This is a genomic window from Baumannia cicadellinicola str. Hc (Homalodisca coagulata), from assembly GCF_000013185.1.
Taxonomy (GTDB): domain Bacteria; phylum Pseudomonadota; class Gammaproteobacteria; order Enterobacterales; family Enterobacteriaceae; genus Baumannia; species Baumannia cicadellinicola_E.
The window spans coordinates 185,210-198,235 of record NC_007984.1; the positions used below are offsets into that span (position 1 = coordinate 185,210).

General features: G+C 36.6%; 16 protein-coding genes. 6 read left to right on the top strand and 10 right to left on the bottom strand.

The annotated features are described in order from the left end of the window. The first annotated feature begins 15 nt into the window (after positions 1-15). The 3 genes from hslV (at position 16) to tpiA (ending at position 2,935) form a co-directional block, all read left to right on the top strand. Complete coding sequence (gene hslV, locus BCI_RS00820) at positions 16-558, top strand: ATP-dependent protease subunit HslV (protein ID WP_011520361.1); 543 nt, start codon at positions 16-18, stop codon at positions 556-558. A gap of 3 nt (positions 559-561) precedes the next feature. Beyond that, positions 562-1,902, top strand: a complete 1,341-nt coding sequence (gene hslU / locus BCI_RS00825) for an HslU--HslV peptidase ATPase subunit (RefSeq protein WP_011520362.1) — start codon at positions 562-564, stop codon at positions 1,900-1,902. Between the two features lie 262 nt (positions 1,903-2,164). Beyond that, positions 2,165-2,935 (top strand): triose-phosphate isomerase, encoded by a 771-nt coding sequence (gene tpiA / locus BCI_RS00830; protein WP_011520363.1) that lies wholly within the window; start codon positions 2,165-2,167, stop codon positions 2,933-2,935. A gap of 1 nt (position 2,936) precedes the next feature. Here the strand turns inward: tpiA and BCI_RS00835 are convergent, their stop codons facing one another. The 6 genes from BCI_RS00835 to BCI_RS00860 form a co-directional block, all read right to left on the bottom strand. After that, positions 2,937-3,926, bottom strand: a complete 990-nt coding sequence (locus BCI_RS00835) for a sulfate ABC transporter substrate-binding protein (protein ID WP_011520364.1) — start codon at positions 3,924-3,926, stop codon at positions 2,937-2,939. 70 nt (positions 3,927-3,996) lie between these two features. Beyond that, complete coding sequence (gene pfkA / locus BCI_RS00840) at positions 3,997-4,959, bottom strand: 6-phosphofructokinase (protein ID WP_011520365.1); 963 nt, start codon at positions 4,957-4,959, stop codon at positions 3,997-3,999. A 246-nt stretch (positions 4,960-5,205) separates the two neighbouring features. After that, positions 5,206-6,021 (bottom strand): serine O-acetyltransferase, encoded by an 816-nt coding sequence (gene cysE / locus BCI_RS00845; RefSeq protein WP_011520366.1) that lies wholly within the window; start codon positions 6,019-6,021, stop codon positions 5,206-5,208. A gap of 50 nt (positions 6,022-6,071) precedes the next feature. Next, positions 6,072-7,094: an NAD(P)H-dependent glycerol-3-phosphate dehydrogenase gene (gpsA, locus tag BCI_RS00850; protein ID WP_011520367.1), complete on the bottom strand. Its 1,023-nt coding sequence runs from the start codon at positions 7,092-7,094 to the stop codon at positions 6,072-6,074. A 94-nt stretch (positions 7,095-7,188) separates the two neighbouring features. Next, entirely contained in the window at positions 7,189-7,446 is a 258-nt protein-coding gene (gene grxC, locus BCI_RS00855; RefSeq protein ID WP_041574883.1) for a glutaredoxin 3, read from the bottom strand. Positions 7,447-7,479: 33 nt separating this feature from the next. Continuing rightward, the gene (locus BCI_RS00860; protein ID WP_011520368.1) at positions 7,480-7,911 is read right to left on the bottom strand and encodes a rhodanese-like domain-containing protein; all 432 of its coding nucleotides are present in this window, start codon (positions 7,909-7,911) and stop codon (positions 7,480-7,482) included. Between the two features lie 106 nt (positions 7,912-8,017). On the opposite strand from BCI_RS00860, the gene BCI_RS00865 reads away from it, so the two are divergent. Both BCI_RS00865 and coaD read left to right on the top strand, forming a co-directional pair. Next, entirely contained in the window at positions 8,018-9,235 is a 1,218-nt protein-coding gene (locus tag BCI_RS00865) for a peptidoglycan DD-metalloendopeptidase family protein (protein WP_011520369.1), read from the top strand. Positions 9,236-9,515: 280 nt separating this feature from the next. Next, on the top strand, positions 9,516-9,998 hold the full coding sequence (coaD, locus tag BCI_RS00870; protein ID WP_041574884.1) for a pantetheine-phosphate adenylyltransferase: 483 nt from the start codon (positions 9,516-9,518) through the stop codon (positions 9,996-9,998). Here the strand turns inward: coaD and mutM are convergent. The 4 genes from mutM to BCI_RS00890 form a co-directional block, all read right to left on the bottom strand. Continuing rightward, positions 9,995-10,804: a bifunctional DNA-formamidopyrimidine glycosylase/DNA-(apurinic or apyrimidinic site) lyase gene (gene mutM / locus BCI_RS00875; protein ID WP_011520371.1), complete on the bottom strand. Its 810-nt coding sequence runs from the start codon at positions 10,802-10,804 to the stop codon at positions 9,995-9,997. The two genes, coaD and mutM, sit on opposite strands and share 4 nt — an antisense overlap. 60 nt (positions 10,805-10,864) lie before the next feature. Then, the gene (rpmG, locus tag BCI_RS00880) at positions 10,865-11,032 is read right to left on the bottom strand and encodes a 50S ribosomal protein L33 (protein ID WP_011520372.1); all 168 of its coding nucleotides are present in this window, start codon (positions 11,030-11,032) and stop codon (positions 10,865-10,867) included. A gap of 49 nt (positions 11,033-11,081) precedes the next feature. After that, entirely contained in the window at positions 11,082-11,309 is a 228-nt protein-coding gene (gene rpmB, locus BCI_RS00885) for a 50S ribosomal protein L28 (RefSeq protein ID WP_011520373.1), read from the bottom strand. 98 nt (positions 11,310-11,407) lie between these two features. Further along, on the bottom strand, positions 11,408-12,274 hold the full coding sequence (locus BCI_RS00890) for a YicC/YloC family endoribonuclease (RefSeq protein WP_011520374.1): 867 nt from the start codon (positions 12,272-12,274) through the stop codon (positions 11,408-11,410). A gap of 97 nt (positions 12,275-12,371) precedes the next feature. Between BCI_RS00890 and pyrE the strand changes: the two genes are divergently transcribed. After that, complete coding sequence (gene pyrE, locus BCI_RS00895; RefSeq protein ID WP_011520375.1) at positions 12,372-13,013, top strand: orotate phosphoribosyltransferase; 642 nt, start codon at positions 12,372-12,374, stop codon at positions 13,011-13,013. Positions 13,014-13,026: the final 13 nt, after the last annotated feature.

Consider the following 13,026-nt stretch of genomic DNA (forward strand, 5'->3'; position numbering starts at 1 on the left):
TCTAAGGGGTTAGAAGTGACAACAATTATCAGCGTGCGTCGTAATGGTCATGTTGTGATTGGTGGTGATGGCCAAGCGACTATCGGTAATACTATTATGAAGGGGAACGTCCGTAAAGTACGTAGACTATATTATAATGATAAAGTAATAGCTGGTTTTGCTGGTGGCACTGCTGATGCTTTTACATTATTCGAATTATTTGAACGTAAACTAGAAAGTTATCAAGGACACTTAGTGAAAGCAGCAGTAGAGTTAGCTAAAGACTGGCGTACTGACCGTCGGTTACGTCGTTTAGAAGCACTACTAGCTGTAGCAGACGAAAATGCATCGCTAATAATTACCGGAAACGGTGATGTAATACAACCGGAAAAAGACCTTATTGCGATTGGTTCTGGTGGACCATATGCTCAGTCCGCTGCTCGCGCTTTGTTAGAAAATACTAATTTTAGCGCCCGCGAAATTGTTAAAAAATCATTGGTAATTGCTGGAGATATCTGTATTTATACTAATCAATTCCACACCATTGAAGAATTAACATCTACAGCTGAAGGATATTAAAATATGTCTCACATGACTCCAAGCGAAATCGTTAATGAACTAGATGACTATATTATTGGCCAGCATAATGCTAAAAGAGCAGTAGCCATCGCGTTGCGTAATCGCTGGCGTCGTATGCAGCTAGACGAAACATTACGTCATGAAGTCACACCAAAAAATATTCTGATGATTGGTCCTACTGGCGTAGGTAAGACAGAAATAGCACGACGATTAGCTAAACTAGCTAACGCACCATTTATTAAGGTAGAAGCTACAAAATTCACTGAAGTAGGCTATGTAGGTAAGGAAGTAGATTCTATTATCCGTGATTTAACTGATGCGGCCGTAAAAATGGTACGTCTACAATCGATGGAAAAAAATCGCTTTCGCGCGGAAGAAAGAGCTGAAGAGCGGATACTAGATGTTTTAATCCCGCAACCAACCCCGAACAATTGGGACAAAATAGAAGAAAATAATAGCAGTGAGCCTTCAAGTACCCGCCAGCATTTTCGCAAAAAATTACGTGAAGGCCAGCTCAATGAAAAAGAAATTGAGATTAATTTAGCTGCAACGCCTATTGGTGTTGAAATTATGGCTCCTCCAGGCATGGAAGAGATGACAAATCAGCTACAGTCTATGTTTAAAAATTTAGCTGGTCAAAAGCAAAAATCACGCAAAATGAAGATTAAAGAAGCAATGAAGCTTCTAATAGAAGAAGAAGCAGCTAAGCTAGTAAATCAGGAGAAAATAAAAGAAAAGGCTATAGAAGCTGTAGAACAGAATGGAATAGTCTTTATTGATGAAATTGATAAAATCTGTAAAAGAGGTGATGTTTCTGGACCAGATGTATCTAGTGAAGGTGTACAGCGTGATTTATTACCGTTAGTGGAAGGCTGTACGGTATCAACGAAGCATGGCATGGTTAAAACAGACTATATTTTATTCATAGCTTCTGGCGCTTTTCAGGTAGCTAGTCCTTCAGATTTAATACCTGAGCTACAAGGTCGCTTACCAATTCGTGTAGAACTAGAAGCATTAACACCTAAAGATTTCCAATTAATTCTGACTGAACCGAATGCGTCGCTAACAATGCAGTATATTGCCCTTATGGCAACAGAAGGTGTTAGTATATCCTTTACTGAAGACGGTATTAAACGTATAGCTGAAACTGCTTGGCAAGTAAACGAGCGCACGGAAAATATCGGTGCTCGGCGTCTACATACTATTTTAGAGCTTTTGATGGAGGATATTTCTTATGACGCTAGCGAATGGCATGGTAAAACTATTTCTATAGATGCCGATTATGTTCGTAGTCATCTAGATGACTTAGTATCTGATGAAGATTTTAGCAGATTTATTTTATAGTAAAACTCATAGCATATTGAATAGATAAATTAGCGGATAATAGTTGTATAAGTACAACGGTATTACATAAATAAGTTATTGAACTTGTAATGCCATATTCATCTAATCAATAACATTGATTCACTATAATAGTTCCAGCAAAAATTCCAAACGATAAACTTTATGAAGTTATTACTCATTCTGGTCTAAAAATAGCTATTTTTTACCTACCCATATCTAGATGGATTTATTGCATAGCAGCTTATGAATAGGAGGAAATAATATGCGACATCCGTTAGTTATTGGTAACTGGAAACTAAACGGTAGTAAACATATGGTTAGCAATTTTATCATATCACTCCGTAATCAATTAAGTAATATGATTAACTGCTGCAACGTTGCTATAGCCCCACCAATGATATATTTGGACAGAGCTAAATCTTATTTAACTGGTAGCCATATAGCTCTAGGAGCGCAAAATGTTGATCTCCATGTTTCTGGTGCATTTACTGGTGAAATTTCGGCTAAGATGCTTAAAGATATTGGCGCTAAATATATTATTATTGGCCATATTGAACGTCGCTTATACCATAAAGAAAGCAATGAGGATATAGCTAATAAATTTGCTTGCCTAAAAAATGAAGGACTTATTCCTGTTTTATGTATTGGAGAAACTAAAGAAGAGAATGAAAAAGATCAGACTAAAGCTATTTGCGTCCGTCAGCTTGACTATATTCTCAATATAGTAGGTACTCAAGCGTTTAAAAATGCAGTCATAGCCTATGAGCCTATTTGGGCAATTGCTACCGGAAAATCCGCTAATCCGTTACAGATACAGAAAATACATAAATTTATAAGAAGCTATCTTTTCAATCATGATCAGGCTATAGCAGAGCAGGTTATAATTCAATACGGAGGATCAGTAAATGCTAGTAATGCAGCTGAGCTGTTTAACCAACCAGATGTTGATGGCGCATTAGTTGGCGGTGCATCGCTGAAAGCTGATATCTTTGCTACTATCATTAAGGCAGCTGCACGAGCAAAAAAAAACTAAGTTATTTATTTTCGCGCTGATATATTTGATCAAAACTACTACCATTAGAAAAGTGTTCTTGTTTAGCTTTTTGCCAGTTACCAAAAGTTTCATTTAAGGTAAATAGTTTTAGTTTTGGGAATTCCTGAGCTAGGCTAGCATCGCGCGGTCGATAGTAGTGTTTTGCTGCTATGCGCTGGCCTTCAGGAGAATAAAGATACTTTAAGTAAGCATTAGCAACCTCACGGGTACCCTTTTTATCAACAATTGCATCTACCACAGCAACTGTTGGTTCTGCTAGTATAGATATACTTGGTGTAATAATCTCCAGTTGAGTTTTACTCTTTAGCTTATTTAGTGCCAGTAAGGCCTCATTTTCCCAAGCAATTAGTACATCACCTTGACCACGTTCCACAAATGTATTGGTGGCACTACGAGCCCCGGAATCTAAAACATCCACATTTTTATACAATGCTTTAACAAAATTATGTGCTTTTACTGAATCGTTATTATTTTTGTATAAAGCATAACCCCAGGCAGCTAGATAATTCCAGCGTGCACCACCAGAGGTTTTAGGATTAGGTGTTATTACGGATACTCCTGGTTGAATTAAATCAGGCCAGTCATGGATATTTTTTGGATTACCTTGACGTACTAAGAAGACAATGGTCGACGTATATGGTGCGGAGTTATCCGGTAAGCGAGTTATCCACTTATTATCAATAAGTGTATGTTCTGCGATGGCATCTACATCTGAAGCAAGCGCTAGAGTAACAACATCAGCTTCAATTCCGTTTATTACTGAAGTAGCTTGTTTACTAGAACCTCCGTGAGACTGACGTACTGTTACGTAATCTCCTGTTTGATGCTGCCAGTATTTAGTAAATGCTTCATTATACTCATGGTAAAATTCACGTGTTGGATCATAAGAAATATTTAGTAAATTGATATCTTTTGCAAGTAAACTTCCTGAGATTAATATCAAGATTAACCCATACTGCCATTTGAACATAATAACTCCTTTTGTTATATTAAGATCTTTAATTAAATAAACTACATTGTTAACCAATAAATTAAATTTATTAGAATAATTTACGTGCAGTTTCCAAAAAATCACGGCGAAAAGGACGCTTCATATTTTGAATAACATCAGCAATATCATGATGTACAAGCCGCTCATTTTGTACTCCAACGCAACGTCCTCTATATCCCTGTAGTAATAGTTCGATTGAGTATGCTCCCATTCTTGATGCCAGAATGCGATCATAGGCTACTGGGTTACCACCACGCTGGATATGACCTAAAACAGTTGCGCGTGTTTCACGCCCAGTCTCTTTTTCGATATATAGCGCCAGTTCAAACACATTACAAATATACTCGGTAATTGCTACAATAGCATGTTTTTTGCCTTGAGCTATACTCGCCTTAATTTCGTAGACTAAGTCTTCTGGTTGAAATTCTACTTCAGGTAATACAATAAACTCGCAACCACCAGCAATGGCAGCAGCCATTGTTAGATCACCGCAATAACGCCCCATTACTTCTACTATTGAAATACGTTGATGAGATGTAGAAGTATCACGTAAACGGTCAATAGCTTCAACGACTGTTTCTAACGCCGTAAAATAACCAATAGTATAATCAGTTCCAGCTACATCATTATCAATAGTACCTGGTAATCCTATACATGGTAAACCCATTTCTGTTAATAGTTTTGCGCCCATATAAGATCCATCACCGCCAATAACCACTAGGGCACCCAAACCATATTTACTCATATTATTAAGAGCAATAGCCCGTATAGCCTCTTCACGAAACTCTTGAAAACGCGCAGAACCAAGAAAAGTGCCTCCACGGTTAATAATATCGGAAACACTGTAGCGATCTAGTTTTCTCATACGATCTTGATATAAACCCTGGTAGCCATCAGAAATCCCGTAAATCTCTAAGCCTTCCGAAAGCCCTGCCCTAACTACGCTACGGATAGCCGCATTCATTCCTGGAGAATCACCACCACTAGTTAGTACCCCGATTTTATTAATCATGCCTCCCTCTTAACTGAAAAAACAATATATATGGCATACAATGTATCTGTATAAACTGTATTTGAAAGATGATAACTATATTAGTATTGCTTAGCATATTAATTATCTATATTCTATTTGTAGAATGATAAATAGATAAGCACTAAGGATAGTAATGCTACTTAATCATCCATGTAGGTAAGTACTAATGATCAAGTAAGTCGTATTTCACGTCCTATGAGGATATTATCGGTGGTAGGATTAATATTATATCCCATCACCGAATTGAAAACCAGGACTAGTAAAAAATTGATCCATTTCTTCTGATGGTCGATCGCTATCTGGTTTACCAACTATTCTAGCCGGAACTCCAGCTGCAGTAGTATGAGGTGGCACAGAACGCAAGACAACAGAACCTGCACCAATTTTAGCACCTTTTCCCACCTCAATATTACCTAATATAGTCGCACCTGCTCCAATCATCACACCTTCGCGAATTTTAGGATGACGATCTCCACTAGTTTTGCCCGTTCCACCTAAAGTTACAGATTGTAGTATTGATACATCATTTTCTACGACTGCAGTTTCACCAATAACGATGCTTGTAGCATGATCAAGCATGATACCACAGCCAATGTGCGCAGCTGGATGGATATCTACGCCGAAGGACACTGAAATTTGGTTTTGAAAATAAACAGCTAATGCCTGGCGATTTTGGTACCATAGCCAGTGACCAATACGATATGCTTGTAGTGCATGGACTCCCTTAAGATATAGCAGTGGAGTAGAATATTTCTCTACTGCTGGATCACGCAAAAGAACCGCATGTATATCACGCGCAGCTGCCAAAATCATGTCAGGATCAGCACGATAAGCTTCCTCAACTACTTCTCTAATAGCAATAGCTGGCATAATAGGATTAGATAGCTTATTCGCAAGCATATAACTCAAAGCGCTACCTAAATTCTCGTGTTTTAGCAAAGTTGCATGAAAAAAACTTGCTAGCATCGGTTCACAGTCCGCTAGCAATCGTGCTTCAGCTTTAATGCTATTCCATACTAATTTTAACTGTTCAATAGACATCTAGCTTACCTTTTACTCAAATAAAAAATTGATTAAGAGATAAGTTTACATTATAAATAACTAATTTGTTTATCTTTATAGTATCGTCCCAGCAGCGTTAATGCAGCATCGTAGACATTTTTATTATGATATAAAATCTGGTATAATTGTTCGGTAATTGGCATCACTACTCGGTAACGACTTGCGAGTTTTAATACATCTTTAGTATTAGTATATCCCTCAACAACTAAACCTATGTTCTTCTGTGCAGTTTGTACCTCAATACCCTGCCCTATTAGTATACCAAAACGGCGGTTACGTGACTGATTATCGGTACAAGTTAATACTAAATCACCTAGACCAGCCATGCCCATAAAGGTGCTTGGTGTTGCACCCATAGCTTTACCAAGGCGTGATATCTCTGCTAATCCTCTGGTTATCAGTGCTGCGCGAGCATTAGCACCAAATCCCAGACCGTCAGATATACCAGCTCCGATAGCGATGATATTTTTAAGAGCACCCCCTAACTGAACGCCAATAAAATCGATATTACACTCTACAAGTAAACTTTTACTGCAATGCAATAATTGTTGTAGGTCAGCGCTAAAAGTAACATCGGTAGCCGCTATAGCTATAGCCGTAGGCAATCCAGCTGCTAATTCACGTGCAAAAGTGGGTCCAGATATTACTGCTAAGGGTATATGTCCACCTAGTATATCCCGTGCTACATCTTGTAATAGTCTTCCAGTGTTCATTTCTAAGCCTTTAGTAGCCCAGACAATACGTGCATCAGGACGTAAATGTGGTTTGATTCGTGTTAGCACGCTACCAAATACATTACTAGGGACCACAATTAGCACATTACGGCTCGCTGTCAGCGCGACAGGTAAAGAAGTTTCTAAGTATAATGTAGATGGAAATATGACATTAGGTAAGAAAGCATGATTACACCTTGCTACTTTCATCGCTTGAACATGGACAGGATCATGCCCCCATAATAATACCTTATTACCATTACGAGCTAGGGTAATAGCTAAAGCAGTGCCGTAAGAACCTGCACCGATCACAATCATAGAGGTAATAACAGCAGACATTACTCAGCGCCAATATCTAATAGAGATAATAAGTATTCATCATTCTTAAAACATAAGAACTTAGTTATTTTATTAAGCTGAAGGATAAACATACTTAAATATCCGGCGTTAAGTAATCCAATCCACCACATGTATCAAGATCGCATAGATCATCAAATCCCCCAATATGTTCGCTATTGATGAATATTTGTGGGACGGTAGTCCGTCCGCTACGCTTAATCATTTCTTCTCGTAGGTCAAACTTGCCATCAATCTTTATTTCTTGAAAAGGTAATTGCTTACTAGTTAACAATGCCTTAGCCCGATGACAATAGGGACAGCTGAATTTTGTATATATTTCAATCTTAGCCATACTAGTCTACCTGATAGCTCAACTAAAAATTAGTTATTTACTCCTAATCAGGGGTAAATTATCCTCACACCAACCGGTAATGCCTTCTTTGAGTACATAAACCTTTTCAAAACCAGCTTTATATAGCTTATTCGCAGAATTACGAGAGGCAATATGATTATTATTAATAACTACTACTGGTCGATTCTTAGCTAGTTCGATAGAACTAAGGTTACCATTTTTCAGTACTGTCTCCGTCAGATTCAAGCTATTAGTAATATGCCCATGACGGTAATCATCTTTGCTTCTTAAATCAAGAATCACTGCATTTTCTTTGTTAATTAAGCGAATTGCTTCGGAGTTAGCAATTTCTTTAATTTTAGAAAACCAACTCTGAATAGTTATAACTATTACTGTACTAAATAATATAAACCATGCCAAACTTAACATAAAATGTTTACTAATAAACTGTATTATTTCAGGCATAGCGTGAAAAACTCCTGTTCAGCAGTCAATTATAAAAACTATACTAACCTTACTTACAGCTGTATAGCACTAGTAAGTAGCTGTTTAAAATGTCATCATTATTTCCATGAGGGAAAAAACACCGCGGAAAACATTATTGCTTATACAATTTTCTGGCAGTAAGAAGAAGAAATTAAAGCATGGTATTTGCTCTTGTATGCTCTATGCTTGTGTTATTTTTTATCTTAGCATGAGTCATGCGAACGACAATAAACAACAGATCAAAAAGTTGCAACAAGATATTTTGCAAAAGGAGAAAAGCGTACAACAGCAGCAACAACAGCGTATAATTCTGCTGAAACAGTTAAAGCAGCAGCAACAAGTTATTGATCAATCAACTAAAGCCTGGCGTAATACTAAGCATAGTTTAAACATACTTAACCACGATATTAAGCTGTTAAATTCTTTAATTAATAAGTTACAACAGGATTCTATTATACAACATAAATTATTAGGACAGCAGCTAGATACTGTCTTCCGTCAGAAGCTAAAAGCTAATCGACAGTGGATATTCAGTAATCATAATCATAGAGATGGTGAACGAAACAAACATATTCTAGTATATTTAATATCTCTTAATAAAGAGAGGGAAAAAAAAATACGATATTTACAACTAACCAGCATTCAACTAGTAGCCAAAAAAGAAGAGCAACAGCAAAAACAGCATCAACAAAATACATTGTTACAACAGCAGCAAAGGGTACTACGTACTGCCCGTAATACTGACCAGAAAATTCTCCATGATCTAAATACATCGATAAAACAGAACAAAGAGAGGATAACTAAATTACGTACTTATGAGACCCAGCTACGTAATACTATTGCCTGTGCTCAAATTGAATTGAAGGCTAAGGTTACAGCAGTAGAAAAACCAACACCACTAGTAGCACGCTTATACGGTGGTCTAACTGTTGGACAGGCCATATGGCCTGTTATAGGACGTAAAATTCATAGCTTCGGTGAACCACAAAAAGGTGATTTACGATATAAAGGACTAGTGATTGCAGCACCTCAAGGCAGCAGAGTACAGGCTATTGCAGACGGTAAAGTTATAATTTCTGATTGGTTGCAAGGCTATGGTCTAATAATTGCGATAGAACATGGAAAAGGAGATATGAGTATTTATGGCAACAACCAAAGTACATTAGTTCATGTAGGTGATCAGGTTAAAGCTGGACAAGTAATTGCTTTAGTAGGATCTACTAGTAGTAAAATATCATCACTATACTTTGAAATAAGACGCCAAGGTAAAGCGGTAAATCCTATACCCTGGTTAAGAAAGTAGTTGTAGGTAGATTAAGCACTACACTTGCATTGATAATTAAATTTATCATTATTCTTTATATTTTATTATAAGAAAATATATATTATTTATTTGACAAATCCGTTACCTAGTTATTTTTATAGAAAAAACTCTATATATAGTTCAGGATACTTCCTTAAGTTAGTGGTAACAATGAAACTAACCATGAATATTCTCCATATAATTTCATGATTCATTATTCATATCGAGGATAGTTTAAAGGTAGTTAATATTTTTTACTAAGACAAGCGAGATGAAAAGTATGAACCAAAAAGCTATCTATCCTGGTACATTTGATCCATTAACTAATGGTCATCTAAATCTAATAACACGTGCAGCACATATTTTTGATGAAGTTGTACTAGCTATAGCAGCTAGTCCCAGCAAACAACCTTTATTTGATCTAAAGGAAAGAGTAAAATTAGCTATTCAGGTTACATTACATTTACCTAATGTAACAGTACGGGGATTTATTGGTTTAATGGCTCATTTTGCCCACCAACAACAAGCTAATATTATTATACGAGGTATTAGAGCAGCAGCAGATTTTGAGCATGAGATGCAGATGATGAAAATGAATCGTTATTTTATGCCTAATCTAGAGATAGTGTTTATGATGCCAGATGAAACTTTGGCTTATATTTCCTCTACCTTAGTAAAGGAGGTAGCGCTGCATGGCGGTAGCATTGATCACTTTCTTCCGGCATTAATTGCAAATGAAGTGAAAGCAAGGTTACACCCTTAGTTTTGGCACGATGGACAGAAAAAGCTACTCCGCTGACCATATTTAGCTATTTGTATGAATTCACCGCATGTATAACAAGGTTCACCATGTCTACCATAAACTTGTAACTTTTTTGCAAACAAGCCATCCCTACCATCTGATTGTAAAAAATCGCGCAATGTAGTACCTCCTTCCTCAATAGAGCTTAGTAGTATAGCTTTGATACTACGAGCTAATAGTAGAGCTTCTTGTTCTTTTAATGAACACGAAGCTCTACTTGGCAGAATACCAGCAGCAAAGAGAGCCTCATTAGCATAAATATTACCAATGCCAACTACGAGTTTATTCGTCATTAAGAATTGCTTAATCAGCAGACTTTTATTACGTGACTTAGTGAATAACCAGTGACCATCGAATTGATCACTGAGAGGTTCGACTCCTAAATTATTTAGAATACTCATCTTGTCTAGATTATTACTCCAAAGCCAAGCCCCGAATCTTCGTGGATCAGTGTAGCGAAGAATACAATTATTACTCATAATTAAATCAATATGATCATGTTTTTCTGGTGGGAGCATGTGTGCTAATATTCTCAGCCTACCTGACATGCCAAAATGAATAATAATCCAGCCATGATGGAGCTGCATGAGTAAATATTTAGCCCGGCGTTTTAGACTAATAACCCTGCGCTGATGTATAGAAATTATTTCTTGATCAATTGGCCAGCGTAGCTGGTTATTACGTATTTCAGCCCGCTGAATAATATGACCAACGACCCAAGGTTCAATGCCTCTACGAATAATTTCTACTTCTGGTAATTCTGGCATCTAATTGTTATCCATTATATCTCGTAATATCTTTATTCTTGTTTTTAGTCATATGCAACATTATTTAATCTTCGCTTCTTTATAAATCACATGTTTACGTACTACTGGATCGAATTTCTTCAATTCTAGCTTTTCAAGCTTAAGACGTTTATTTTTCGTTGTAGTATAAAAGTGATGAGTACCAGCAGAAGAAACTAACTTAATCTTTTCGCGAACACCTTTAGCCATAAGAACATTATACCTTCAAGAGGAATGATAATTTAATTTATCATATTAGTTAGTAACGGATGCAGAGATTTGCTAAACAATTCTCTATACCCTTCTTATCAATTACCCGCATACCTTTAGCAGATACGCGTATTTTAATAAAGCGTTTTTCTGCTTCAATCCAGAAGCGATGAAAGTGCAAATTAGGTAGAAAACGGCGTTTAGTAGCATTCATTGCATAGGAGCGGTTATTACCACTAACTGACCGTTTTCCTGTGACTTGACAGAATCGAGACATATTTATTCACCTTGTTAAACTTGTTAAAAAGGACATAATACTTATATAATTAGTAATGATATCATCAATTTTACTTACTTAAACGAGTATTATAGCGGTTACTCAATATTTTGAATCTGCTCACGCATCTGTTCAATTAAAACCTTCAGCTCAATTGCTGATTTTGTTACACTGGCATTAATTGATTTTGATGCTAAAGTATTTGACTCACGGTGCAATTCTTGCATCATAAAGTCTAGACGACGACCAACAGCATCTTTGTTGCTGAGAATAAGAAGATGATATATTTCTTTCACATGTATTTCCAAACGCTCTAGTTCTTCGGCTACATCTAATCTTTGAGCTAAAAGAACAAACTCTTGCTCTTGACGATAGTTATCTAGCCTAATTTGTACTTCTTCTAACTTACCTAGTAATTTTTTCTTTTGCCATACCAGGATATCGGGCATTTGTTGACGAATCTTAGTAACTTCAGTACTAACACCGGCTAAGCGTTGTTCAATAATCGCTTTTAAAGCTATACCTTCTGTTTCACGAGCATGAAGAAAATCACGCAACGTAGTATCGAAACTATAAAATAATTGGGTAATAATAGTGTCATCAATATCGTGCTCTGGCGTAGCTATTACACCTGGCCAACTTAGAATAGCGATCGGATTAATCTCTCCTTCACCACTATACTGTTTGACTAACTTAGCTGCCTGAATTAGTTGTTTTGTTAGTATTGTATTTACATGGAACGCACTTTGTGTTTGGAGATTAACATACAGATAGCACTCTACTTTACCGCGTGTTAAACATGAGCGGATACGATCCCGAATAATTGGCTCTAGCCTACGTAACTGCCCTGGCAAATTGATGTCGACTTCTAGATAGCGTTGATTAACTGAACGCAGCTCCCAGGTTGCAGTGCCCCAATTTTCTTTAATATAATGCCGTGCATAAGCCGTCATACTGTATATCATACACTCTTAGTGCCTATTTTTTCTAATATTTGCTGCTATTATATATTAATATTCGGTTATATTAGTTAGATTTAGATTGCTTAACAGTTATTTTTACATGAAAGAGTATAAACATCAATTTATCGAGTATGCTTTAAATACAGCAGCATTACAATTCGGCAAATTTACGTTAAAATCAGGCAGAATTAGCCCATACTTTTTTAATACCGGGCTTTTTAACACGGGCCTTGATCTATCATTTCTAGGCCGAATTTATGCAGCAGCTCTTATAGATGCCAGTATCGAGTTTAATGTATTATTTGGACCAGCTTATAAAGGTATCCCAATTACAATAACAACTGCAATTGCTTTAGCAGAGCTATATGATCGTAATGTTCCGTATTGTTTTAATCGTAAGGAAAACAAGAATTACGGTGATGGTGGTATATTAGTCGGCAGCAAATTACAGGGGAAAATTATGCTATTAGATGATGTAATTACTTCTGGTATAACTATACATGAATCGATGGATATGATTATAAATCATCAGGCGACACCTGCAGGAATCTTGATTTCTCTTAATCGACAAGAGAAAAGCTGTGGTGATATTTCTGCTATTCAAGCCATTGAACTTACTTATAATTGTCAAGTAATGGCGATTATTACTCTCAAGGATATTATTGAGTATTTGGCTCTTCAAAGAAATATGGAAGCTAATCTTACTGCAGTATTAGCTTATCAGCAGCAATACGGTATTTAGACTTTTTACTCCT